This window comes from Enterobacter sp. Tr-810 (assembly GCF_011752765.1).
GTDB classification, from domain to species: domain Bacteria; phylum Pseudomonadota; class Gammaproteobacteria; order Enterobacterales; family Enterobacteriaceae; genus Enterobacter; species Enterobacter soli.
In genome coordinates, this window is record NZ_VWWW01000001.1 from 946630 (window position 1) to 972838 (window position 26209).

Below are 26209 nucleotides of genomic sequence, written 5' to 3' on the forward strand. Positions count from 1 at the left end.
ACGCCATGTCATCATTTTGTGACTCCCACCCAGTTAGCCGTGACCTGGATTTCTCCGCTGGCGCTGACCACGCCTTCCCAGTCAGAGCCTGATACCGTCAGGGCTGAACGAGAATCATCCATCGGGAACAGCAGCGATAAATTGGTGCTGAAGTAGCTTCCATCGTCAGTATTGTTTGCATCCCACGGCGTTTGCTGCCACAGCGCATCATTCAGGCTAATCGGGTTTTCGTTACAGCTATTCCTCACCTGAGTCAGGCTACCGGACTGGTTGTTATATTGAAGATAAGCCGGGATTGGTACGCTTATCCCCCCCTGCGCAGATGTAAACAGGCAATACGGCGTATCGTTTATTGTCGTGCTATCCCCAACAACCTGAGCAGTAATACTGTCTGCCTGACGCGGGCCAGAAACAGTGACGACATAATTCATTTCAATCGGTGTTTCATCGCCAATGGCGCCACTGCCGCTTGCCGAGGTTGTATTATTTGATGAAACAATACTTATCCCATACTCCTTAGGGACAATATTAAGCTGTAAAGAAGGCGTAAATTGGTAATAACCTGATTCAGGGGTCAACGCGTTACTAAACGCAAACGTAAAGGGCTGACTGTTGGTAATACTGTTGCCAGAGTCGACAAGGTTTTTAAGGAATGTCTGCGACAAAAAGAGGTATACATATTGGCCGCTTGTTGAGAAGACATTGTAATACGCCGTCGAAGCACTGAAGTTATACCAGGTAGAGCCATTTCCAGAATAGCGTACCGTTGCGGCCGCAGGGGTAAAGCCAAGGGCTGCCGAATCGACATAGGCCCGGAAGGTCAGCGATGCGGTCAGGTTGGCGGTCTGCTGAAGGCTATAACTGACCATCTTGCAGATAACGCCGCTCACGTTACTCACCACGCCCAGCTCACAGGCACCGGAGTCATTAGTGATGCTCGGCGTACCGTCGCTGGCGATCCACAGTTCCTGAAATGCGCTGGTCGATTCAAGCGCCAGATGGCCGCGCTTGGTTAAGGTATAGTTCACGTAGTTCCACAACCCGGTGGTCTGATCCTTACAGCGCTGTCCTGAAGCGTAATCATAGTTAACCGACGTATAGCAGCGGTTGAATACATACGTTTCGCTGCTCCCGGTGGACATGTTACGGAAATACTCGTAGGCGGAATCACTCAGTGAGGCAAATCCGTAAGCCCCACCGATAACACCCGCAACCGATCCCACCTGGGCATGGTAGAAACCGTTACTGTCGGTTCCTTGCCCTGAAATGTAACCTGACGTTGGGCATTGCGTACCGGTGTAACAGCGCGTCCCACGAAACGGCCCATCAATAGGTGAATTATCAATCCACATATCCTGATAGTAGTTGGCTGGCGCGGTCCAGCCGACAAACCCCATATAGCCAAGACTCACCTGCGAAGTACCGTATTTCACCCAGGTATTTGACCCGCTAAAACGAGGATCAAGGGCAGCAGGGGTAATGAAATACTCACCGTCCACGGAGTTTTCGATGAACAGAAAGTTATTGCTGACTGAACCCGATGATGTCGCATTCAGCGCTTTAGCCGCAAACGGCGTCATCGCACCGACAAGCAGTAACGGAAGAATGATGTTGGAATTTTTCATAGCATTATCTCTGCGCCATTGTCGATTGCAGTGCACATTTCACATCCCCGACCCACGCGGCGCCCCGGGCTTTCTCCAGATCCAGATCGGCTTCGCAGATATTGCCATTGGCCGAAACAAGGGTAATGACGGGAAACTTCTTATCGATATCGATCGCGAACTCACCTTTCGCATCGGTACGTGTTTTACCGATGTGGTTATGGATATCGGTATTAGTGGCCAGTTCACCATCCGGATAACGGACACGACCAAATACGGTCACCATGCTTTTCACCTCTGGCTCAACCACTCCCACGTTGCCCGGATATAGATTCAGCGATTGCTTACGCCCGGAGACAATATCGAAGCTGTCTTCTGAGTTGCGGTCGTTCATGATTTCCAGCTTGTATTGCGCATACGGTGGCAGCGCAATAAAGTTCGATTTACCGCTCAGTACGTAATTACGGTTGTTAACTTTTGCCGCCAGCTTGCCATCTCCAGCCAGACCGGTTTTAACAATGATCCCGGAGCGCTGACGCTCTTTGCTCAGGCCGAAATCTCCGCCCGCCCAGGCAACAGATCCCTGTGAAGAGAAATTCATGTTGGTTGAGTTATCCCCTGAACGGGTAACAGAGACGGTCCCGGCGTTATATTTGGTGTCGTAGCTCATGTTGCCGTTAACGGAGTAATTGTTGCCGTAATTCTGTTCGCCGCTCAGGCGCGTGGATGCCGAGATCCCAGCCGAGGTAATCGGTCCATCTTCAAACTGTTTGCGGGCACTGATATTGCCCTGTGTTGCGCCGTAACGATCGCGCGATGCCCCAAAACTCAGCCATGTTGCCAGTGGCAATGAGAGGTCGAGGCTGACATAACGCTCCTGGCGACCGTCATCATTGGTGTTGTTGTAGTAATACCGCTGTACCCCGGCGCGCAGGCCAACGGTGGCATAACGTCCGGCGTACAGTGTGGTGCTGTAATCCAGGTTGCGGTATTTGTTGCCCGAGTAGCGGTTTTCCGTCTGGCTCACCGTCAGTGAACCCCCGTGCGGAATAAAGTTACCGAGGTTAATCGTGCCGCCAATCGAGTAGTTGTCACGCTCCTGAACGGGCAAACGGTCGCCGATTTTACTGTCTTCGCGTGACGCCCATATCGAACCAAACCCGCCTGGCGCATTAAGGTTCACGTTACTGACGTTACGCCAGGAGCCATCGTTCGCCACCAGCGTTTGCGTCGCCACGCTCACGTACTCGTTCACGTTTAAAGTCAGATCGGTTTCGTTAACCGCGTTGGAGTCAAAACCGTAAACCGTGGACTTCATGCTCAGACCCGAGAGGATAGCCAGCGTCAGAGAGCCCGCACCACCGGCAATCCAGGTCTGTTCACTGCCTAAATCGCGATAGTGATTACGCTTGTAGCTTACGCGATCGTAATCAAGCGAGCCGCCAAAGACCTGCCATGAGATCTCATCCAGCCCGGCCGCCTGCTGGCGCGCGAAGATTTTGTTCACGCGGCTGACGCGCGTATTCACAGTACGGCCATTAACGACAATATCCACCGTGACGTCATAAACCCCGTAAGGGAAACGGCTGGTGTCAATTTCGTAGCTACCCATGTTGAAGTTCTGAACGCTCAACAGGCGTCCGTCACGAAAAACGTGTACCTCCCCTGCTGCGGGCAGGAAAACGGTAATCGGGGTCAGTGACAGAGAAGTATTTTCAACCACGGTACTGCCTTTGTTGCCAAAGCTGGCACCGTAGATTTTTCCACCATTTAAGGCATTAAGGCTGGCAATAGATTGCACGTTCCATGTATCAAGCATCCCTAATGCCAGACGATAGCCTTCATAGTCGCGCTCGTACATCGCGCGATAGACCTTGCTGGAGCCATTGCTCTCGCCAATACCGTATACCGAACCGTTAATGTTGAAGTGATGCTCACGAAGTGATGTCGTGTTATCCAGCGTTAAGTAGCTGCGTGAACTGCTGCCATTCTGATAGTCGTTGTAGTAGGTGCCAAAATTGTAATTCAGCACGTTAGACAGCCGATCGACGCTGGAAGGGCCTAATAAGGTACTGCGTGCCACTACCGCCTCGGTCAGTGCGTCCCTGCTGACAATCATCTCCAGGTGAAACGATGACACGTTCAGCTGTAAGCGGGCTTCAGGCGTCAGTGCAATCGATGTGTTGTCGACAAATTTAACATCACCTATTTTTTCTACCATCGCGCGCGTTTTATCCGACAGCACGGCATTATTGGGCAGATCGGAAACCATAATCGACTTCACGGTAATATTACCGTCAACCAAGGAGATCACCGCATCAGCTATTTTTTGCTGACTTTTTTCATCCGTTTCTTGATATCGAATAAATACCGGAACCGTCATTCCCTGCTCAAGCGAACGAGCAAAAGCACCGGGAATAACGTAATTACCGATCTTAACGGGCGCTGAATGAGCAAACCCTGGTGTTAACGCTAAAGAGAGAAATACACTCCCTCCAACAAGATATTTAAATGACATACGCATCCTTACACTTCGGCATTTATTATGGGTACCGATAATGGCGTTGTTCATTACTTCACTGTAATAAATTGCTTGCCATGCCAAATACCAATACGGGTACGGCTGTTTGACACATCACTTTTCTGAAGTCTTATTTTTGTCCCTGGCATGACGTAGTAACGTTCACGGCAACCTTTACCCTGATCCAGAGCAGGATCCTTACACGCACCATAGGCAATAACGCGGAAAGAGACATTGCCGGTGTTGGTAATAAGATCGCCCTGTCGGCTGTAATCGAAGCGCTCCTTACGTGGGGCGACCACCAGGATAGTCCCAATCTCCGCCGAAGCCGTTGCGGTGGCGGCTTTACCGGCTTTGGTCGCAACGCTTTCACTTACCGGTTCATCAATCCATTGCAGGCGATAATAGCGCTCCTTATCGTCCTCTGGCCCTTTATAGAAAAAGCGAAAAACATCTTTCGCATCGCCAGGAAGAATCAGGTTTGCAGGTGTCGATAATAATTCACCTGGATTTGCCAAATTCATTTCCACACCACCCGGTAGCGGCGATGAAAGTTGTTTTACCGTCACGCTGACATAGCGTGCTGAATCCGTTGTGTTAATAATTTCTTTCGATAATGAACTCTCTTCGGAAGTCATTATCGACGTGATATCACCCACATTAATTGCCCAGCTGGAAAAAGATGTAGCGATCCCCACCAATATGGCAATTGGTAAATATTTATTCATCTGTCAATTCCTGAGAAATTCGGGAGAATAAATCTCCCGAATTTTTATTCATTACGCTGGGGTAGTCCAGGTAGCATTGAACTGAACTTTAACATCGCCAGTCCAGTAGCCATCAGGCAGCGCAGAGTAGTCAGTCACAGCCGTAGAACCATCAGAGGTTGCAGATGCAATAGAGAACTTGAAGCTAGACTGATCGCTCACACGGTCTGCGCCGTTATATGCGCCATCAGCCATCAGGCTTTCCAGACCAGAGGTTGAAGAGGAGTTCACCAGTACAGTCTCAGCAGAGCTGGAAAGAGCAGTACCATTCCATGCAACGCCGACATCCAGAGTAGACGCATCGCCGCTTGCATTGGTCAGAGTATTGCTGATGACCTGTGCAGTCAGCTCAAAGTCTGTTGCACTTTCCTGTCCCTGAATCGTAACGTCAAAAGCACCATCCTGAGTATTAAACCCATTCAGGCCTTCCGCATACTGAAAAGTCAGAGAGTTCAGTGGAGTAACAACCAACATGCTGGTTGTATCTTTTGTTGCAGTTGCATCCCAAGATGCCGTTGCAGATGCAGTTACATCAGCCATCGCATTTGCTGCTGCGAATACAGAAGCCAGAGAGGCCACCAGTAATAACTTTTTCATTTTCTTCTCCTAAGAAAGACGCGCAACCAGGTACTGTTCATATAAGAAACCAGGATGCTCCATTTAATTGCGAGCGAGATTTGCTGCGCCAAAAAAGTATTATTCGAAACATGTTTAACGACAACACACAGAAATACGAAAAATCTCATATTACTTAAGAATATTCTCACCAGAACCATGCCAAAAAACAGTATTGTAAATATATAAAACCACAATAACTGCAATAGATAGATTTTATGACCAGCAATTATGACTTATTAAGTGATTAACACTAATTTTGCTTTTTGATACAAATCAAAATTGAAAACAGACGCATTAAATCTAAAAAACATTTTAAATCAATAAAATATAGAAGATACGCAAAAACAAAAATCTTGTTAAAAAATTGCTATAAGAATGCAACTTTTTGGTACGAAAGGAAATATTCCTACTCATAATAAATAAAAAAAGGAAAATTCCTACAATCCAGTTAAATAACAAAAGTGGATTCTTACCTTCTGTTTTTAACAAATAACAGAAAACCTAAGAATATTCCTCGAATAATGAAATATTCCTGGTATGAGGATTGAAATACTTATTTCATACGCTGATTCATTAATGTGACGTAGCACCCAGGTTCGGCTTTTCCAGACTGGGTAAGCAAATCCCCCCCGCATTGCCGCTTTGCAGTCACCCCCAATCAGACAATTCCAGACAGTCTTCCACATTTCCTCCATTTTTCTGCCGTCTTGCCTGACTAAACTAGTATCATTCCCCGAAGTGTTTCAGGATGAGAACGTATAACGATGAAAGGCAGTCATAAATCCCGCTGGGCAATCGCCGCTGGCATCATTGTGGTGGTCCTTGCCGCCGCCTGGTACTGGCACAGTCAATCTTCCGGTACTGCGACACCCGTTGGAGCAAATTCCCAGCCACAGCGCCCTGTGGGCGGTGGCCGTCACGGGATGCGCGGCGGCGCACTGGCACCGGTGCAGGCCGCGACGGCAGTGAACAAAGCCGTTCCTCGTTATCTTTCCGGCCTGGGGACCATTACGGCGGCAAACACGGTAACGGTCCGCAGCCGCGTCGAGGGTCAACTGATGGCCATTCATTTCCAGGAAGGCCAGCAGGTTAAAGCCGGCGATTTACTGGCAGAGATCGACCCAAGCCAGTTCAAAGTCGCCCTCGCCCAGGCACAAGGGCAGCTCGCAAAAGATAAAGCCACGCTCGCCAACGCCCGACGTGATTTGGCGCGCTATCAACAGCTGGTCAAAACCAATCTGGTGTCCCGCCAGGAGCTTGATACCCAGCAGTCGCTGGTGAGTGAAACCCAGGGCACAATAAAAGCTGATGAAGCTTCCGTCGCCAGCGCGCAGTTACAGCTCGACTGGAGCCGCATCACTGCCCCCATCGATGGCCGTGTGGGGCTGAAACAGGTCGACATCGGAAATCAAATCTCCAGCAGCGACACTACCGGTATTGTGGTCATCACCCAAACCCATCCCATCGATTTGGTCTTTACCCTGCCGGAAAGCGATATCGCCACCGTTGTGCAGGCGCAAAAAGCCGGTCAGGGGCTGGTCGTCGAAGCCTGGGACCGCACCAACAAACAGAAGCTGAGCGAAGGTTCGCTCCTGAGCCTTGATAACCAGATTGATACCACCACCGGCACCATCAAGCTTAAAGCCCGCTTTAACAACCAGGACGACGCTCTGTTCCCGAACCAGTTTGTGAATGCGCGAATGCTGGTAGCCACCGAAGAAAATGCCGTGGTCATTCCGGCAGCGGCACTGCAAATGGGGAATGAAGGCAACTTTGTCTGGGTGCTGAACAGTGAAAACAAGGTCAGTAAACATCTGGTGAAAACCGGGATCCAGGACAGCCAGACAGTGGTTATCAGCGCCGGGATTTCCGCAGGCGACCGCGTGGTGACCGACGGCATTGACCGCCTGACCGAAGGCGCCAAAGTCGAAGTGGTTGAAGCGCATGACAGCACCACCGCCACGGAACAACCTGCCAGACGCGAACACAAAAAACAGGGAGCGACCTCCTGATGCAGGTGATGCCACCGAGCTCTACAGGTGGGCCGTCACGCCTGTTCATTTTGCGCCCCGTAGCCACCACGCTGCTGATGGTGGCCATTCTGCTGGCCGGGATCATCGGTTACCGTTTTCTGCCCGTTTCGGCGCTGCCAGAAGTCGATTACCCCACCATTCAGGTAATCACGCTCTATCCTGGCGCCAGCCCGGACGTTGTGACCTCCGCCATTACCGCACCGCTGGAGCGGCAGTTTGGCCAGATGTCTGGCTTAAAACAGATGTCCTCGCAAAGTTCGGGCGGCGCGTCAGTGGTGACCCTCCAGTTCCAGCTGACGCTGTCGCTGGACGTTGCCGAGCAGGAAGTGCAGGCCGCGATTAACGCCGCCACCAACCTTCTGCCATCCGACCTGCCTAACCCACCGGTTTACAGCAAAGTTAACCCGGCGGATCCGCCAATCATGACCCTTGCGGTCACCTCCTCTGCCATTCCGATGACCCAGGTGGAAGATATGGTGGAAACCCGCGTGGCGCAGAAAATCTCGCAGGTGTCCGGGGTGGGTTTGGTGACACTGGCTGGCGGGCAACGCCCAGCCGTGCGCGTGAGGCTGAACGCCCAGGCCATTGCTTCTCTGGGGTTAACCAGCGAAACCATTCGCACGGCGATCAGCAATGCGAACGTCAATTCCGCCAAAGGCTCGCTGGATGGCCCGACGCGTGCCGTCACGCTGTCTGCGAACGACCAGATGCAGTCTGCCGATGAATATCGCCAGCTGATTGTGGCGTATCAAAACGGTGCGCCCGTTCGCCTGGGCGATGTGGCAACCGTTGAGCAAGGGGCAGAAAACAGCTGGCTTGGCGCGTGGGCCAACAAACAGCAGGCGATTGTAATGAACGTACAGCGCCAGCCTGGTGCCAACATCATTGATACCGCCGACAGTATCCGCACGATGCTGCCGCAGCTGATTGAAAGCCTGCCGAAGTCCGTCAGCGTGAAGGTGCTTTCCGACCGCACAACCAATATTCGCGCGTCCGTTTCCGACACCCAGTTTGAGCTGATGCTGGCCATTGCGCTGGTGGTCATGATCATCTACCTGTTCCTGCGTAACGTGCCGGCCACCATTATCCCTGCCGTCGCCGTGCCGTTATCGCTGGTGGGTACCTTTGCCGTGATGGTGTTCCTTGATTTTTCGATCAACAACCTGACGCTGATGGCACTCACCATCGCCACCGGTTTTGTGGTGGATGACGCCATCGTGGTGATCGAAAACATCTCGCGCTATATCGAAAAAGGCGAAAAACCACTCGCCGCCGCGCTGAAAGGGGCGGGAGAAATCGGCTTTACCATTATCTCCCTTACCTTCTCATTAATTGCCGTACTGATCCCGCTGCTGTTTATGGGGGATATTGTCGGCCGGTTGTTCCGCGAATTTGCCGTCACCCTGGCGGTCGCGATTTTGATCTCGGCAATAGTGTCCCTGACGCTGACGCCGATGATGTGCGCCCGCATGTTGAGCGTTGAGTCCCTGCGCAAACAAAACCGCTTCTCGCGGGCGTCGGAGCGGATGTTCGAACGCATCATCGCCGCTTACGGCCGCCTGCTGGCAAAAGTGCTTAATCATCCGTGGGCCACACTTGGCGTGGCGTTGGGTACGCTGGCGCTGAGCGTGATGCTGTGGATTTTCATCCCGAAAGGATTCTTCCCGATTCAGGATAACGGCATCATTCAGGGCACGCTTCAGGCTCCGCAGTCGGTCTCCTTTGCCAGCATGGCGCAGCGCCAGCAGCAGGTGTCTGAGCTCATAATGAAAGATCCGGCGGTTGAAAGCCTGACCTCCTTCGTGGGCGTTGACGGAACCAACCCGTCGCTGAACAGCGCGCGTCTGCAAATCAATCTCAAACCGCTGAGTGACCGTGATGACCGCGTACAAACGGTAATTGAGCGCCTGCAAACTGCCGTCGCCCGCGTGCCGGGAATCGAGTTGTATTTGCAACCAATTCAGGATTTAACCATCGATACCCAGGTGAGCCGCACCCAGTATCAGTTCACGTTACAGGCCACTTCTCTCGATGCTCTCAGCACCTGGGTGCCGCAGCTGGTGAATAAACTCAAAGCGCTGCCGCAAATTTCCGACGTCAGCAGTGACTGGCAGGACAAAGGACTGGCGGCATATGTGAACGTTAACCGCGACAGCGCCAGCCGTCTTGGCATCACAATGGCCGATGTTGATAACGCGCTGTACAACGCGTTCGGACAGCGGCTGATCTCCACCATTTATACCCAGGCGAACCAGTATCGCGTGGTGCTGGAACACAACACCGAAAACACACCGGGGCTTGCCGCGCTGGATACGGTGCGCCTGACCAGTAAGGATGGCGGGATTGTGCCGTTAAGCGCCATTGCCAGCGTGGAAGAGCGCTACACCCCGCTTGCGATTAACCATCTCGATCAGTTCCCGTCCACCACCATCTCGTTCAACGTGCCGGACGCCTACTCGCTGGGTGAAGCCGTAGAGGCCATTCTTGCGGCGGAAAAAGATCTTAGCTTCCCGTCAGACATTCAGACCCAGTTCCAGGGCAGCACGCTGGCCTTCCAGGCGGCGCTGGGGAATACCATCTGGCTGATTGTCGCTGCCGTGGTGGCGATGTATATCGTGCTCGGCGTGCTGTACGAAAGCTTTATTCACCCAATAACCATCCTCTCTACCCTGCCAACCGCAGGCGTTGGTGCGCTTCTGGCACTGATGCTGGCAGGCAGTGAACTGGACGTGATTGCGATAATCGGCATTATCCTGCTAATCGGCATCGTGAAGAAAAACGCCATCATGATGATCGACTTTGCCCTTGCCGCCGAACGCGAACAGGGCATGTCACCGCGGGATGCTATCTTCCAGGCGTGTCTGCTGCGTTTTCGCCCAATCCTGATGACCACACTGGCCGCACTGTTGGGTGCCCTGCCGCTGATGCTGAGTACCGGTGTGGGGGCCGAGCTGCGCCGCCCTCTGGGGATTGGCATGGTCGGTGGTCTGCTGGTGAGCCAGGTACTGACGCTGTTTACCACCCCGGTGATTTACCTGCTCTTTGACCAGCTGGCTATCTGGGCAAAAAGCCGTTTCCCGAAACGTGAAGAGGAGGCGTAAGTGAAGTTTTTCGCCCTCTTCATTTACCGCCCGGTCGCGACGATATTAATTTCGCTCGCTATCACCCTGTGCGGCGTGCTTGGCTTCCGGCTGCTGCCGGTGGCTCCGCTGCCGCAGGTGGATTTCCCGGTGATCATGATCAGCGCATCGCTGCCGGGCGCTTCGCCAGAAACGATGGCCTCTTCGGTGGCCACACCGCTGGAACGCTCGCTGGGGCGCATTGCCGGGGTGAACGAAATGACCTCCAGCAGTTCGCTTGGCAGCACGCGTATCATTCTGGAATTCAGCTTCGATCGTGATATTAACGGCGCCGCACGTGACGTACAGGCCGCGATCAACGCCGCACAAAGCCTGTTGCCAAGCGGGATGCCAAGTCGTCCGACGTACCGTAAAGCCAACCCGTCTGACGCGCCAATCATGATCCTGACGCTCACCTCGGACACCTATTCTCAGGGGCAACTTTACGACTTTGCCTCCACCCAACTGGCGCAGACCATCTCCCAGATTGACGGCGTGGGTGACGTTGACGTCGGCGGCAGCTCCCTGCCTGCGGTGCGTGTGGGCTTAAACCCGCAGGCACTGTTCAACCAGGGCGTGTCGCTGGATGACGTGCGCACCGCCATCAGCAATGCGAACGTTCGCAAGCCGCAAGGGGCGATCGATGACCAGAGCCATCGCTGGCAAATCCAGACCAACGACGAGCTGAAAACCGCTGCGGAATACCAGCCGTTGATCATTCACTACAACAACGGTGCGGCGGTACGCTTAAGCGATGTCGCCAGCGTCACCGATTCAGTGCAGGACGTGCGTAACGCCGGGATGACCAACGCCAAACCGGCTATCTTGCTGATGATCCGCAAGCTGCCGGAAGCCAACATCATCCAGACGGTTAACAGCATCCGGGCACGACTGCCCGAGTTGCAGGAAACCATTCCGGCGGCCATTGATTTGCAGATTGCCCAGGATCGCTCTCCGACGATCCGCGCCTCGCTCGAAGAGGTGGAGCAAACGCTAATTATCTCCGTGGCGCTGGTGATTCTGGTGGTGTTTTTGTTCCTGCGCTCGGGTCGCGCAACGCTTATCCCGGCCGTGGCCGTTCCGGTGTCGTTGATCGGCACCTTTGCCGCCATGTATCTGTGTGGGTTTAGCCTGAATAACCTTTCGCTAATGGCGCTGACCATTGCCACAGGCTTCGTCGTGGATGACGCCATTGTGGTGCTGGAGAATATCTCACGCCATCTGGAAGCTGGCGTAAAACCGCTCCAGGCGGCGCTTCAGGGTACGCGCGAAGTGGGCTTCACGGTGCTCTCGATGAGCCTGTCTCTGGTGGCGGTGTTCCTGCCGCTGCTGCTGATGGGCGGGCTTCCTGGTCGCCTGCTGCGAGAATTTGCCGTTACGCTCTCCGTTGCCATTGGTATTTCGCTGGCCATCTCGCTGACGTTAACGCCGATGATGTGCGGCTGGATGCTCAAACGCAGCAAACCGCACTCGCAGCCACGGCGTAAAGGTTTTGGCCGTTTCCTGATGGCCATGCAGGAGAGCTACGGCAAGTCGCTGAGATGGGTGCTGAACCACACGCGGATTGTCGGGCTGGTGCTGATTGGTACCATCGTGCTCAACGTCTGGATGTACATTTCTATCCCGAAAACGTTTTTCCCGGAACAGGATACCGGGGTGCTGATGGGCGGCATTCAGGCCGACCAGAGCATCTCGTTCCAGGCGATGCGCGGTAAATTGCAGGACTTTATGAAAATCATCCGCGAAGACAAAGCGGTGGATAATGTCACCGGGTTTACCGGCGGCTCGCGCGTGAACAGCGGGATGATGTTTATTACCCTCAAGCCCCGGGATGTGCGCAACGAAACCGCGCAGCAGGTTATCGACCGCCTGCGCCTGAAGCTTGCCAAAGAGCCGGGGGCCAATCTGTTTTTGATGGCCGTTCAGGATATCCGCGTGGGCGGACGTCAGGCTAACGCCAGTTATCAGTACACCCTGCTGTCTGACGACCTTGCCGCCCTGCGCGAATGGGAGCCGAAGATCCGCAAAGCGCTGGCGGCGCTGCCAGAGCTGGCCGACGTGAACTCCGATCAGCAGGACAACGGTGCAGAAATGGATCTGACCTACGATCGTGAAACCATGTCACGGCTGGGCATTAATGTAGAAGCCGCCAACAGCCTGCTGAATAACGCCTTTGGCCAGCGCGAGATCTCCACCATTTACCAGCCGATGAACCAGTACAAGGTGGTGATGGAAGTGGATCCGCGTTACACCCAGGACATCAGCGCGCTGGACAAAATGTTTGTGATTAACAGCGATGGTAAGGCGATCCCGCTCTCTTATTTCGCCAGCTGGCAGCCCGCAAACGCCCCGCTCTCTGTTAACCATCAGGGGCTTTCCGCCGCCTCAACTATTTCGTTTAACCTGCCAACCGGGTCGTCGCTGTCTGAGGCGAGTGATGCCATTAACCGCACCATGACCCAGCTTGGCGTGCCGTCCACCGTGCGCGGCAGTTTTGCCGGGACGGCGCAGGTATTCCAGGAGACAATGAACTCACAGGTGATCCTGATCCTGGCGGCCATCGCCACGGTCTATATCGTGCTGGGGGTGTTGTATGAAAGTTACGTTCATCCGCTGACTATCCTCTCTACCCTGCCTTCGGCGGGTGTGGGTGCGCTGCTGGCGCTGGAACTGTTCGGTGCCCCTTTCAGCCTAATCGCACTAATCGGTATCATGCTATTAATAGGCATTGTGAAGAAAAACGCCATTATGATGGTCGACTTTGCGCTGGTGGCACAGCGCCAGGGCAATCTGAGCCCGGAAGAGGCTATTTTCCAGGCCTGCCTGCTGCGTTTTCGCCCGATCATGATGACCACGCTGGCGGCGCTGTTTGGCGCTCTGCCGCTGGTGATCTCCGGTGGTGATGGCTCCGAGCTGCGTCAGCCGCTGGGGATAACGATCGTCGGAGGGCTGGTGATGAGCCAGTTGTTGACGCTCTACACCACCCCTGTGGTCTACCTCTTCTTCGACCGCCTGCGGGTGCGTTTTTCGCGTAAAAACAGAGAAACGGTAAATGGGTAAATGACAGAACTCCCCAAAAATGTCCGCTGGCAGTTATGGATTGTCGCCTTCGGCTTCTTTATGCAGTCGCTGGATACGACCATCGTGAATACCGCCCTCCCCTCTATGGCGAGAAGCCTGGGGGAGAGCCCGCTGCACATGCATATGGTGATCGTCGCTTACGTGCTGACGGTTGCCGTCATGCTGCCCGCAAGCGGCTGGCTGGCAGACAAAGTGGGGGTGCGAAATATCTTTTTCACCGCCATCATCCTGTTTACCGCGGGCTCGCTGTTTTGCGCCCAGGCCAACACGCTCAATGAGCTGGTAATGGCGCGCGTGCTTCAGGGGGTTGGCGGGGCGATGATGGTGCCCGTCGGGCGGCTGACGGTGATGAAAATCGTCCCTCGCGAACAGTACATGGCGGCGATGACCTTTGTCACCCTGCCCGGACAGGTCGGCCCACTGCTCGGCCCGGCGCTGGGCGGTGTACTGGTGGAATACGCCTCCTGGCACTGGATTTTCCTGATCAACCTGCCAGTGGGTATCGTGGGGGCTATCGCCACGCTGGTGCTGATGCCTAACTACACCATGCAGACCCGGCGCTTTGATTTTATTGGCTTTATCCTGCTGGCCACCGGTATGGCAACCCTGACCCTGGCGCTCGACGGGCAAAAAGGGCTGGGGATTTCTTCCCTGACGCTGGGCATTCTGGTCGCCCTCGGCGTGATGTCCGTGCTGTGGTATTTGTATCATGCCCGGAATAACGATCAGGCGCTGTTCAGCCTGTCGCTGTTTAAAAATTCTACCTACCGTCTTGGGCTGTTTGGCAGCTTTGCCGGACGCGTCGGCAGCGGCATGTTGCCGTTTATGACGCCGGTGTTTCTCCAGATTGGGATGGGTTTTTCGCCGTTCCACGCGGGCTTAATGATGATCCCGATGGTGCTTGGCAGCATGGGGATGAAACGCATTGTGGTGCAGGTAGTGAACCGCTTTGGCTACCGTCGCGTGCTGGTCACAGCCACTCTGGGGCTGGCGATCATCAGCCTGCTGTTTATGGGCGTGGCGCTGATGGGCTGGTACTACGCACTGCCGCTGGTTCTGTTCTGCCAGGGCATTATCAACTCAATGCGCTTCTCGTCGATGAACACTCTGACGCTGAAAGACCTGCCGGACGAACTGGCCAGCAGCGGCAACAGCCTGCTGTCGATGATCATGCAGCTTTCCATGAGCGTGGGCGTTACCGTGGCGGGTCTGCTGCTCGGCATGTACGGGCAGCACCATCTCAGCGTCGACACGCCGGTCGCGCATCAGGTGTTTTTATATACCTATCTCAGCATGGCGGTGATTATTGCCCTGCCCGCGTTTATCTTCGCCAGAGTACCGAATGATACCAGTAAGAACGTTGTTATCCGTCGTGGCAAAAGGAGTGCATCATGAAATTCTGGCGTCCCGGGATCACCGGAAAGCTGTTTGTGGCGATTTTTGCCACCTGTATCGTCCTGCTGGTCACGATGCACTGGGCGGTGCGGGTCAGCTTTGAACGCGGTTTTATTGACTACATCAAGCACGGGAACGAACAGCGTTTACAGGGGCTGAGTGATGCGCTGGGCGATCAGTATGCCCTGCACGGAAACTGGCGTTTTCTGCGTAATAACGACCGCTTTGTTTTTCAGATCCTCCGCTCGCTTGAGCACGATACCGACGACGATCGTCCCGGCCCCGGGATGCCGCCGCACGGCTGGCGTACACAGTTCTGGGTAATAGACCAGGATATGCGCGTACTCGTGGGCCCGCGTGCGCCCGTCCCGCCCGATGGCACAAAGCGCGCCATCACCGTGAATAACGCAACGGTCGGCTGGGTGATCGCCTCCCCGGTTGAACGCCTGACGCGCAACACGGATATCAACTTCGACAAGCAGCAACGCCAGACCAGTTGGCTGATTGTCGCGCTTTCGACGCTGCTTGCCGCGCTGGCCACCTTCCCGCTGGCACGCGGGCTGCTTGCGCCGGTTAAACGGCTGGTAGAAGGCACGCACAAGCTGGCGGCCGGGGATTTTTCAACCCGCGTGGACACCCGCAGCCAGGACGAACTGGGCAAACTGGCGCAGGACTTTAACCAGCTGGCCAGCACGCTTGAGAAAAACCAGCAGATGCGCCGTGATTTTATGGCCGATATTTCGCACGAGCTGCGCACACCGCTGGCGGTACTGCGCGGTGAGCTGGAAGCCATTCAGGACGGCGTGCGGCAGTTTACCCCGGAATCTGTCGCCTCTTTGCAGGCCGAAGTCGGCACACTGACTAAGCTGGTGGACGATCTGCATCAGCTTTCGATGTCAGACGAAGGGGCGCTGGCCTACCAGAAAGCGCCTATCGACGTGATTAACGTGCTGGAAGTCGCCAGCGGTGCCTTCCGCGAACGTTTTGCCAGCCGTAATCTGAAAATTGACCTCTCACTGCCGGACAGCGCCATCGTGTTTGGCGATCGCGACCGCCTGATGCAGTTGTTCAACAACCTGCTGGAAAACAGCCTGCGCTATACCGACAGCGGTGGCGGACTGCATATTTCCGGCAAGCACGGAAACGGACGCTTTGCCCTCACCTTTGCGGATTCCGCACCCGGCGTGCAGGATGCACAGCTGGAAAGGCTGTTTGAGCGTTTTTATCGTACCGAAGGTTCACGTAACCGCGCCAGCGGCGGTTCCGGGCTGGGGCTGGCGATATGCGTCAACATCGTCGAGGCCCATAATGGCACAATCCGCGCCGCCCATTCGCCTTTTGGCGGGGTTAGCATTACAGTAGAGTTACCGCTGGAACGGGATATATCGAGAGAAGTATGACCGAGTTACCGATTGACGAAAACACACCACGTATTCTGATTGTGGAAGACGAGCCTAAGCTTGGGCAGTTGCTGATCGACTATTTACGTGCGGCAAGTTACGCCCCATCGCTTATCAGCCACGGCGATCAGGTGTTGGCCTATGTGCGCCAGACCCCGCCGGATCTGATCCTGCTGGATCTGATGCTGCCGGGCACTGACGGTCTGACGCTGTGCCGGGAAATTCGCCGTTTCTCTGACGTTCCCATCGTGATGGTGACCGCCAAAATCGAAGAGATCGACCGTCTGCTGGGCCTGGAAATCGGTGCCGACGATTACATCTGTAAGCCTTACAGCCCGCGTGAAGTGGTGGCCCGCGTGAAAACCATTCTCCGCCGTTGCAAACCGCATCGCGAATTGCAGGCGCTGGATGCTGAAAGCCCGCTGATTGTCGATGAAAGCCGCTTCCAGGCGAGCTGGCGCAGCAAGCTTTTGGATCTCACCCCCGCCGAGTTCCGTCTGCTGAAAACCCTCTCGCACGAGCCAGGGAAAGTGTTCTCCCGCGAACAATTACTGAATCATCTGTATGACGATTACCGCGTGGTAACCGACCGCACCATCGACAGCCATATCAAAAACCTGCGCCGCAAACTGGAAGCGCTCGACGCCGACCAGTCATTTATTCGCGCGGTGTATGGTGTGGGGTATCGCTGGGAAGCGGATGCGTGCAGGATTGCCTGACCATTTCACGCTCAAACCCGCCATCCGGCGGGTTTTTCATTTCTGGAATCAATTCGATAATCAACCATACTCTCCTTACCGATGCGTTTACTTATCATCGGCACTGATAAATTCACTTTCGCTCAAGGAGTTCGCATGTCTGGTTGGTTCGAATTAAGCAAAAGCAGTGATGGTCAGTTCAGGTTTGTTCTTAAAGCAGGTAACGCTGAGACCATTCTCACCAGTGAGTTGTACACCACCAAAAGTGCCGCTGAAAACGGCATTGCCTCTGTGCGCACTAATAGTCCGTCAGACGAACGTTATGAGAAGAAAACAGCCACCAACGGCAAGTTTTATTTCAATCTCAAGGCGGGAAATCATCAGGTGATTGGTACCAGCCAGATGTACGCCTCTGAGCAATCACGTGATAAAGGCATTGCATCAGTTAAAACAAATGGCCCGACCCAGACCGTAAAAGACCACACCTGACGGTGATGGCGTTCGCCGGGTTAGTGGTGTCACGACCCGGCGCTTTACCTCCCTGCCCCGCAGCGCTACAATGCCCGCCCTTAATGTGGGGGATCTCCCCTTACCGCTGCACCAGGTGCACGCGGATCTGACCTGTCATCAGAACGAGAACAAACATGTTTAAACCGGAACTCCTTTCCCCGGCGGGAACGCTGCAAAATATGCGTTACGCTTTCGCTTATGGTGCCGACGCCGTTTACGCGGGCCAACCGCGCTACTCACTGCGCGTGCGCAACAACGAATTCAATCACGAGAACCTGCAACTCGGCATCAATGAAGCACATGCCCTGGGCAAAAAATTCTACGTGGTGGTGAACATCGCGCCGCACAACGCCAAGCTGAAAACGTTCATCCGTGACCTTAAGCCGGTAGTGGATATGGGGCCAGACGCGCTGATTATGTCAGACCCGGGTTTAATCATGCTGGTTCGGGAGAACTTCCCGGAAATGGATATTCACCTCTCGGTGCAGGCTAACGCCGTCAACTGGGCAACGGTGAAATTCTGGAAACAGATGGGGCTGACCCGCGTCATTCTGTCTCGTGAGCTTTCGCTGGAAGAAATTGAAGAGATCCGCACCCAGGTGCCGGATATGGAAATCGAGATTTTCGTTCACGGCGCGCTGTGCATGGCTTACTCTGGCCGCTGCCTGCTCTCTGGCTATATCAACAAGCGTGACCCGAACCAGGGCACCTGCACCAATGCCTGCCGCTGGGAATACAACGTCCAGGAAGGCAAAGAGGATGACATCGGGAATATCGTACACAAGCACGAGCCTATCCCGGTCACCAACGTCGAACCAACGCTCGGTATCGGCGCACCCACCGACAGCGTGTTTATGATTGAAGAGGCCAAGCGTCCGGGCGAGTACATGACCGCCTTTGAAGACGAACACGGCACTTACATCATGAACTCCAAAGATCTGCGCGCCATCGCTCACGTTGAACGCCTGACCCAGATGGGCGTGCATTCACTGAAAATTGAAGGCCGTACCAAGTCCTATTACTACTGCGCCCGCACCGCTCAGGTATACCGCAAAGCCATCGACGATGCCGCAGCCGGTAAACCGTTCGACACGTCCCTGCTGGAAACGCTGGAAGGCCTGGCGCACCGCGGTTATACGGAAGGCTTCCTGCGTCGTCATACCCACGACGACTACCAGAACTACGAGCACGGCTATTCGATCTCTGAGCGCCAGCAGTTTGTCGGTGATTTCACCGGCGAGCGTAAAGGCCCGCTGGCAGCGGTTGCGGTGAAAAACAAATTCACCAAAGGCGACAGCCTGGAGCTGATGACCCCGCAGGGCAACATGAACTTCCGCCTGGAGCATCTGGAAAACAAGAAAGGCGAAGCGATTGAAGTGGCTCCGGGTGACGGTCACGTTGTCTGGCTGCCTGTCCCGGAAGAAGTGGATCTGGAGTTTGCGCTGCTGATGCGTAATTTCGACGGAGAAAGTACCCGTAATCCGCACAACAAATAGTTAATAATGGGTATTTTTTCAGGTTGGGATGATTCTTAGAATCGGATCACATACCGCTTCGTTCAATACGGGTATTATCCACAGCGCTGAAAAACATAACCCATAAATGCTAGCTGTACCAGGAACCACCTCCTTAGCCTGCGTAATCTCCCTTACGCGGGCTTATTTTTTGCCCTTCTCTCTCCTCAATCCAGGCAATAAGTTCGGCTATCTGATTCTCTGAAAACACCGCAATCCCGTTATCTGAGAGCAGAGAAGCCGCTACTCCCATACCCGCTTTACGGACACCGCTAAAAGATCCATCGTATATAAACTGGCTGCCGCAGGTTGGACTGCCCTCAGTTAACAACGCAGCGCTACAACCTGACGTTTGAGCGGTACGCAGCGCGAGCCAGGCTGCAAGTAGATACTGCTCAGTGACATCCTGCCCGCTATTTTCGATGATTCTGGCTTGCCCGTGAATTACGTCTTTGCCATCAGCCAACATGATCTCCGCCGGGGAACGAGGAACAGGCAACCCCGCAGCCAGTTCAGGGCAATGGATAACCAGCCGTTGCTCCTGCTGCCAACGGGAAAGTTGAGCACTCAAATGTGCTTTTGCACTTCCGTTATAACGGACCTTAAAGCCCATCAGACAAGCGCTCACCAGAATTTTATTGATCATCATTTCCCAGGAATGTCGTTGACGTTATCTGTGATTGTAACACCACGGCGTATCCACATTTCATCTGAAGCGTATTATGGCGCGTCACGCTTGTTTATTCTTATTTTTCCCCTTTCGTCCTGTTCTTACCCGCTTTTCTCCTCCCTGAGATACACTTTTGATAAAGCAATAAAAGGGAGCAATGCGGATGGCAACCTATCCAGCCAGTTTATTAATTCTGAACGGCAAGAGTGCCGGTAACGATATCCTGCGTCAGGCCGTTGTTAACCTGCGAAACGACGGCGCCTGTATTCACGTTCGTGTCACGTGGGAAAAAGGCGATGCTGCCCGGTATATTGCCGAGGCGTGCGAGCTTGGCGTGGACACCGTGATATCCGGCGGTGGCGACGGGACCATTAACGAGATTGCCGCTGCGCTGATTCACCTGGAGACGGCCCAGCGACCAGCAATGGGCATTTTGCCACTCGGGACGGCGAACGATTTTGCCACCAGCGCGGGGATCCCGGAGGATTTGGCGAAAGCGCTCCAGCTGGCCATTCTTGGAAAAACCACTGCTGTGGATATCGCTCTGGTGAATGATAAAACCTGCTTTATCAATATGGCGACGGGCGGATTTGGTACGCGGATCACCAGTGAAACGCCGGAAAAGCTGAAAGCGGCGCTTGGTGGTGTCTCTTATCTGATCCACGGCCTGATGCGGATGGACACCCTGAAACCGGATCGCTGCGAAATCACCGGAGATGATTTTCACTGGCAAGGGGATGCGCTGGTGATCGGCATCGGCAACGGGCGTCAGGCTGGCGGCGGGCAGCAGTTGTGCCCAGGGGCGCTGATCAACGATGGTCTGTTAGAACTGCGTATTTTCACCGGAGACGGGCTTTTGCCTGCTCTGTTCACTACCCTTACTCAGCCACAGGAAAGCCCAAATATTATCGACGGTCGATCAGCGTGGTTTGAGGTCAGTGCCCCGCACGGGATGACGTTTAATCTCGATGGCGAGCCGTTGAGTGGGGAGCGATTCCGCATCGAGGTTTTGCCTGGCGCGCTACAGTGCCGGTTGCCGCCGGACTGTGTGCTTTTGCGCTGATGTTTTGCCGGGTAAGCGAAGCGCCACCCGGCTAAAGACCGCACAAACCTAATACACCGCCACCTCTCGCGCCATCTCACGTGAGTACTGCTGGCTGGCATTCACCAGCATCCGCGTATAGTCGGTTTTGGCTTGCCCGGCCACCAGTTCGTCAACGGTCAGGCTTTCGAGGATTTTACCGTACTGCATCACCGCCACTTTCTGGCACAAATGCGCGATAACGCCTAAATCGTGCGTAACCATCAGGTAGGTCAAATTCGACTCCCGCTGCAATTCCGCCAGCAGATTCAGGATCTCCGCCTGTACCGACACATCCAGCGCCGAGGTGGGTTCGTCCAGCAATAGCACCTGCGGCTCCAGAATTAACGCCCGGGCAATCGCCACTCGTTGACGCTGCCCGCCAGAAAGCTGATGCGGATAACGGTCGCGAAACGCCCGGTTCAGCCCGACTTTATCCAGCAACGCATGAATGCGCCGGTCCCGCTCTTTGAAACCGTGGATTTGCAGCGGTTCTTCCAGAATATCGCCGATGGTATGACGCGGATGGAGCGAACCGTACGGATCCTGAAACACCATCTGCACCCGACGGCAGCGTTCCTGGCTGATACGTTTTTCCAGCGGCTTGCCGTCAATCGCCAGCTCGCCGTCCCAGTGGGTAAACAGCCCGGCCAGGCATTTGAGTACCGTGGTTTTACCCGAACCGGACTCCCCCACCAGCCCATAAATTTCGCCCGCTTTCACGCTGATATTCACGTCATCCAGCACCTGATTGCGCTTTTCACCCTCGCCAAACGCCAGGTTGAGGTGGTTAATCTCGATCATCTCTGCTCCTTACTCGGTGAGCCAGCTGGCCTGACGCTGCAAGACCGGCAGCGTCGGGCGGCGATGGTTGATTTCCGGCAGTGCGCTGATTAAGCCCTGCGTATAAGGGTGCTGCGCGTTGTGCAAATCTTTCGCCGCAATAGACTCCACCACGCGCCCGGCGTACATCACCAGCACCCGGTCGCAGAAGCTGCGCACCAGGTTAATATCGTGGCTGATAAAAATCAGCCCCAGACCACGCGACTGCACCAGGTCATCCAGTAAACCCAGCACCTGCAAGCGCACCGATACGTCCAGCGCCGAGGTCGGTTCGTCGGCAATGACCAGCTCCGGGTCGGTTATCAGCATCATCGCAATCATGATGCGCTGCCCCTGCCCGCCGGAAATCTCATGCGGATAGAGGTGATACACACGCTCCGGCTGGCGAATTCGCACCACGTCGAGCATCTCCAGCACTTTGGCTTTCGCCTCCGCTTTACGCCCCGGATGATGGGTCAGCCAGGCTTCGGCAATCTGGTCGCCCACACACACCACCGGGTTGAGCGAGTATTTCGGGTCTTGCATGATCATCGAGATACGCTTACCTCGAATGGCACGCATCTGCGCTTCACTGACGGTACGTAAATCCACATCGCCAAACTGCATCCGGGTGGCGCTGATTTGCGCTTTCGCCGGATGCAGGCGCAGCAGCGCTCGCCCGACGGTAGATTTCCCGGAGCCGGATTCACCGACAATCGCCAGCTTTTCGCGCCCGAGCTGGAAAGAGACGCCGCGCACGGCGTGAGTCACTGCGCCGCCGTTGATAAAATCGACGTGGAGATCGCGCACGTCGAGCAAAGGGTTATTCGCTGCGAGGATCGAGGATGTCACGTAAGCCATCTCCTAAGAAGTTAAACGCCAGACTGTTGATCAGAATTGCCAGCCCCGGAATGGTCACCACCCACCAGCACTCCATCATGTAGGTACGACCGCTTGAAATCATCGCCCCCCACTCCGGCTCTGGCGGCTGTGCACCAAGGCCGAGGAAGCCCAGCCCGGCAGCGGTCAGGATGATCCCCGCCATGTTCATGGTGATGCGGATAATTACCGACGGCAGGCACAGCGGCACAATGTGGCGCCACAGTACACGGACAGATGACGCCCCCTGCAAACGCACGGCGGAGATAAAATCGGCCTGCCTCAGAGAAAGCGTTTCGGCACGCGCCAGGCGGGCAATCGGCGGCCAGGCGGTCAACGTAATGGCGATAACGACGTGTTCCAGCCCCGGGCCGAGCGCCGCCACAAACGCCAGGGCCAGCACCAGGCTTGGGAAGGAGATAAAAATATCGGTGACGCGCATCAGTACCGCATCCACCTTGCCGCCAAAATAGCCTGCGCTCACACCCAGCAACAGCCCAAGCGGCCCCACGGTCACGGAGACCAGCAGCACGATATAGAGCGTGATGCGCGAGCCGTACACCAGGCGGCTGAAGATATCGCGGCCAAACTCATCGGTGCCGAACCAGTGCTGCGCATTCGGTGCGACCAGCGCGTTGTTCAGGTCTTGCACCTGCGGGTTATAGGGCGCAATCACCGGCGCGAAGGCTGCAACAATCAACAGCAGCAGAATAATGCCGCCACCAATGGCGGTGAGTGGATTACGCGCCATTTTGCCAATGAAGCCTGTGGCGCGCCCGAAAGCACGTTTGATACGCTGGCGGCTTTCAGATTGTCCGGCCCCCAGCGGCGAATCCAGAGAAACGGTCATGATTTCGTCCTCGGGTCAAAGAGTTGATACAGCATGTCTGAGAGCAGGTTGAGCATCACAAAGATAATGCCCACCAGCAGCACGCAGCCCATGACCGCATTCATATCGCCGAGCAGCAGGCTGCCGGTGAGATACGAGCCAAAGCCTGGCCAGGAGAAGACGGTTTCAATCAGCACCGCCCCTTCCAGCAGCGAGCCGTAGGCCAGCGCGACGACCGTCAGAAGCTGTACGAGGATGTTGCGAAACGCGTGGTTCCAGATGACCTGGCGCTCGGTTAAGCCTTTTACCCGCGCGGTGATGATGAACTCCTGCGACAGCTGCGCCAGCATAAAGCTGCGGGTCATACGGCTGATGTAGGCCAGCGAGTGAAAACCGAGCAGCGAAGCCGGCAGCACCAGGTGGTTAATGGCGTTCCAGAACACCGCACTATTTCCGGCCAGCAATGCATCGACGGTCATCAGCCCGGTACGACGCGGAACTAAACCGTCCAGACCCAGATCCAGACGCCCTGCACCGCCCACCCAGCCAAGCCAGGCGTAGAACAGCAGCAAGCCCATCATCCCCACCCAGAAAATAGGCGTGGAGTAACCTGCCAGGCTGATGATACGCACCACGTAATCGGAAATGCTGTTGCGACGCGCCGCCGCCAGTACACCCAGCGGAATGCCGAGGCCTGCGCCGACGATAATCGCCATCGTCGCCAGCTCCAGCGTGGCCGGGAAGACGCGCAGGATATCTGCCGTCACCGGTTTGCCGGTCAGCAGCGCATTGCCCAAATCACCGTGCAGCAGGTTATTCAGGTAAATGCCAAACTGGGTCAGCAATGATTTATCAAACCCCAGCTGGTGATACACCTGCTGATAGGTGCTGTGGTCGGCATCCGGGCCGACTATCGCCAGCACCGGATCGACAGGCATCACACGGCCGATGAAAAAGGTCAGCAACAGCAGGCCAAACAGCGTAATGACAACCTGCGTCAGCCGTTTTGAGAAGCGCCGGGTACGGGAGCCGGGCGCGAGGATCGCCACACTCATTGTTCACCTCCGGTTTTGTAGACTTCACGCAGGAAGGTGGTGGCCGACGGATGCGACTGGAAGTTTTTCACCTCGTTGCGCACCACCACGGAATCGACCATTTGCGAGAGCGGGATCATCGCCGGGATCAGCTCGTCGTAACGCACCTGGATCTGCTGGTAATCGGCTACCTGTTTTTGCGGATCGCGCTCCAGCAAAGCTTTATCGATCATCTCGTTGAGCGGTTTATCGTAGAAACTGGTTCGCCAGCCCTGGAAGTTAGTCAGCCGGGCTTCATCGCTGTTGTCCGGGTTGTAGACCAGCGCCCGCAGGCTGGAGTGTGGATGCGGCTCTACGCCACTGCCGCCACGCCCCACCAGCATGTCGAACTTACGCTCGCGCATGGCACCGTAAATCTGGTTGCCGGTGCCGGTGATAATTTTGGCGTTGATCCCCGCCTGCATCAGGGTCGACTGCACAGCGATGGCAATATTGAGGAACGGTTGATCCGCCAGCACGCGCAGGGTGGTATCGAATCCGTTCGGGTAACCCGCCTCTGCCAGCAGCTTTTTGGCGCGCGGAATATCCAGCCTGTAGCCAGGGTCCGGCAGCGTGGACGGCATTCCCGCTTTGATCGGACGCTGATGCAGCACGCCGTAACCCGGCATCAGCGCTTTGTTGATGCCCTGATAATCAATCAGATAGCGCACCGCCTCGCGCACTTTGGCGTTGGCGAAATGGGCCTCTTTCATGCTCATGGCCACGTAGTAGACCGTGCCTTTCTGTACCGCTTCAACGGTAAGCTGTGGGTCTTTACGCAGGGCATTGATGTCGGCCACCGCCATGTTGTTGGCAATGTCGAGGTCGCCTTTTTCAATCATCAGGCGCAAAGTTTGCGACTCCTGAAAATGGCGCAATACCACGCGGCTCATCTTCGGCTCATCACGCCAGTAGTGCGGATTACGCTGCATCCGCAGCACATCTTTCGCCTGCCAGGTTTCCAGCATAAACGGGCCCGAGCCTGCTTCGTTGGTGGTGAGCCAGCGGTTGCCCCAGTCATTGTTGGCTGCGTGCTGCTGCACGGTTTTGCTGTCGAGCACACCCAGGTTACCCAGCGCACCCAGGGAGTAGATCACCAGCTGCGGGTCATTGGCTTTAGGCAGGACGATTTGTACGGTGTAATCATCCGGGGCGCTAACCTGTTTATCGATGTTTTTCTTGCTGAAACCGTAGGACTTCCACACCGATGCCTGGGCAAGGTTAAGGTGCAGCAGGCGGCGCATCGACCAGACCACATCTTCCGCCGTCAGCGGATTGCCGGAGTGAAATTTCACGTCATCACGCAGGTGGAAAGTCAGGGTTTTACCGTCCGGGGCAATATCCCAGGACTTCGCCAGCGCGGGCCTGACGTTGGTGAGTTCGTTCGGATCAAGCTCTACCAGGGAATCGTAGAGGTTAACCACAATGCCGACCACTTCGTTACCGGTCATTGCCGCCGGGTCGAGCGTCAGCAGGTTGTTCATATTCATGCCGATGATGAGCTGGTCGGGCGGCGTTTTTGCGTACGCCGCACCGCTCCCCATCATCAGCGCGAGCGCGAGTAAACACGCTCCGGCCAAGGGAGTTCGTTTCAT

At 55.2% G+C, this 26209-nt stretch carries 20 protein-coding genes; 10 read left to right on the forward strand and 10 right to left on the reverse strand.

Annotated elements, in window-relative coordinates; genetic code table 11:
- Positions 1-11 precede the first annotated feature (11 nt).
- From F3J30_RS04515 to F3J30_RS04530, 4 genes are read right to left on the reverse strand one after another with little or no spacing between them, the layout of a single operon-like run.
- A complete protein-coding gene (locus F3J30_RS04515) occupies positions 12-1625 on the reverse strand; it encodes a hypothetical protein (RefSeq protein WP_014070955.1) in 1614 nt (537 codons plus the stop codon).
- A gap of 4 nt (positions 1626-1629) precedes the next feature.
- Positions 1630-4122: a TcfC E-set like domain-containing protein gene (locus F3J30_RS04520; RefSeq protein ID WP_166716193.1), complete on the reverse strand. Its 2493-nt coding sequence runs from the start codon at positions 4120-4122 to the stop codon at positions 1630-1632.
- Positions 4123-4175: 53 nt separating this feature from the next.
- Positions 4176-4853, reverse strand: a complete 678-nt coding sequence (locus F3J30_RS04525; RefSeq protein WP_166716196.1) for a hypothetical protein — start codon at positions 4851-4853, stop codon at positions 4176-4178.
- 51 nt (positions 4854-4904) lie between these two features.
- The gene (locus F3J30_RS04530) at positions 4905-5432 is read right to left on the reverse strand and encodes a common pilus major fimbrillin subunit EcpA (RefSeq protein WP_247650507.1); all 528 of its coding nucleotides are present in this window, start codon (positions 5430-5432) and stop codon (positions 4905-4907) included.
- On the opposite strand from F3J30_RS04530, the gene F3J30_RS22600 reads away from it, so the two are divergent.
- The 9 genes from F3J30_RS22600 to yegQ all read left to right on the forward strand — a co-directional run bounded on the left by F3J30_RS22600 (position 5365) and on the right by yegQ (position 19242).
- On the forward strand, positions 5365-5502 hold the full coding sequence (locus F3J30_RS22600) for a hypothetical protein (RefSeq protein ID WP_247650514.1): 138 nt from the start codon (positions 5365-5367) through the stop codon (positions 5500-5502). The genes F3J30_RS04530 and F3J30_RS22600 overlap by 68 nt on opposite strands.
- 772 nt (positions 5503-6274) lie before the next feature.
- Positions 6275-7522 carry an MdtA/MuxA family multidrug efflux RND transporter periplasmic adaptor subunit gene (locus tag F3J30_RS04535; RefSeq protein ID WP_166716201.1) on the forward strand — a complete coding sequence of 416 codons (1248 nt, stop codon included), beginning with the start codon at positions 6275-6277 and terminating at the stop codon, positions 7520-7522.
- Positions 7522-10644 carry an MdtB/MuxB family multidrug efflux RND transporter permease subunit gene (locus tag F3J30_RS04540; RefSeq protein ID WP_166716203.1) on the forward strand — a complete coding sequence of 1041 codons (3123 nt, stop codon included), beginning with the start codon at positions 7522-7524 and terminating at the stop codon, positions 10642-10644. The genes F3J30_RS04535 and F3J30_RS04540 overlap by 1 nt, the downstream gene beginning before the upstream one ends.
- Complete coding sequence (gene mdtC, locus F3J30_RS04545) at positions 10645-13722, forward strand: multidrug efflux RND transporter permease subunit MdtC (protein ID WP_166716205.1); 3078 nt, start codon at positions 10645-10647, stop codon at positions 13720-13722. It abuts the gene before it with no gap.
- Positions 13723-15138, forward strand: coding sequence for an MFS transporter (locus tag F3J30_RS04550; protein ID WP_166716207.1), 1416 nt, complete (start codon positions 13723-13725; stop codon positions 15136-15138).
- Entirely contained in the window at positions 15135-16538 is a 1404-nt protein-coding gene (gene baeS, locus F3J30_RS04555) for a two-component system sensor histidine kinase BaeS (RefSeq protein WP_166716210.1), read from the forward strand. The genes F3J30_RS04550 and baeS overlap by 4 nt, the downstream gene beginning before the upstream one ends.
- Positions 16535-17257, forward strand: a complete 723-nt coding sequence (baeR, locus tag F3J30_RS04560) for a two-component system response regulator BaeR (RefSeq protein WP_014070964.1) — start codon at positions 16535-16537, stop codon at positions 17255-17257. The genes baeS and baeR overlap by 4 nt, the downstream gene beginning before the upstream one ends.
- Positions 17258-17392: 135 nt before the next feature.
- Positions 17393-17725 carry a YegP family protein gene (locus tag F3J30_RS04565; protein ID WP_014070965.1) on the forward strand — a complete coding sequence of 111 codons (333 nt, stop codon included), beginning with the start codon at positions 17393-17395 and terminating at the stop codon, positions 17723-17725.
- A 155-nt stretch (positions 17726-17880) separates the two neighbouring features.
- A complete protein-coding gene (yegQ, locus tag F3J30_RS04570; RefSeq protein WP_014070966.1) occupies positions 17881-19242 on the forward strand; it encodes a tRNA 5-hydroxyuridine modification protein YegQ in 1362 nt (453 codons plus the stop codon).
- Positions 19243-19375: 133 nt separating this feature from the next.
- On the opposite strand, the gene F3J30_RS04575 is transcribed toward yegQ, so the two are convergent.
- The gene (locus tag F3J30_RS04575) at positions 19376-19906 is read right to left on the reverse strand and encodes a DUF523 domain-containing protein (protein WP_166716694.1); all 531 of its coding nucleotides are present in this window, start codon (positions 19904-19906) and stop codon (positions 19376-19378) included.
- 187 nt (positions 19907-20093) lie between these two features.
- Here F3J30_RS04575 and yegS point away from each other — a divergent pair, with 187 nt between their 5' ends.
- Positions 20094-20993 (forward strand): lipid kinase YegS, encoded by a 900-nt coding sequence (gene yegS / locus F3J30_RS04580; RefSeq protein WP_166716212.1) that lies wholly within the window; start codon positions 20094-20096, stop codon positions 20991-20993.
- Positions 20994-21041: 48 nt separating this feature from the next.
- Here the strand turns inward: yegS and F3J30_RS04585 are convergent, their stop codons facing one another.
- The 5 genes from F3J30_RS04585 to F3J30_RS04605 are packed head-to-tail and all read right to left on the reverse strand — an operon-like array spanning position 21042 to position 26209.
- Entirely contained in the window at positions 21042-21815 is a 774-nt protein-coding gene (locus tag F3J30_RS04585; protein ID WP_166716214.1) for an ABC transporter ATP-binding protein, read from the reverse strand.
- Positions 21816-21824: 9 nt separating this feature from the next.
- Positions 21825-22685, reverse strand: coding sequence for an ABC transporter ATP-binding protein (locus F3J30_RS04590; protein WP_166716216.1), 861 nt, complete (start codon positions 22683-22685; stop codon positions 21825-21827).
- The gene (locus F3J30_RS04595) at positions 22657-23562 is read right to left on the reverse strand and encodes an ABC transporter permease (RefSeq protein WP_166716218.1); all 906 of its coding nucleotides are present in this window, start codon (positions 23560-23562) and stop codon (positions 22657-22659) included. The genes F3J30_RS04590 and F3J30_RS04595 overlap by 29 nt, the downstream gene beginning before the upstream one ends.
- Positions 23559-24596: an ABC transporter permease gene (locus F3J30_RS04600; RefSeq protein WP_166716220.1), complete on the reverse strand. Its 1038-nt coding sequence runs from the start codon at positions 24594-24596 to the stop codon at positions 23559-23561. Before F3J30_RS04600 ends, F3J30_RS04595 begins: the two co-directional genes overlap by 4 nt.
- Positions 24593-26209 carry an ABC transporter substrate-binding protein gene (locus F3J30_RS04605; RefSeq protein WP_166716223.1) on the reverse strand — a complete coding sequence of 539 codons (1617 nt, stop codon included), beginning with the start codon at positions 26207-26209 and terminating at the stop codon, positions 24593-24595. Before F3J30_RS04605 ends, F3J30_RS04600 begins: the two co-directional genes overlap by 4 nt.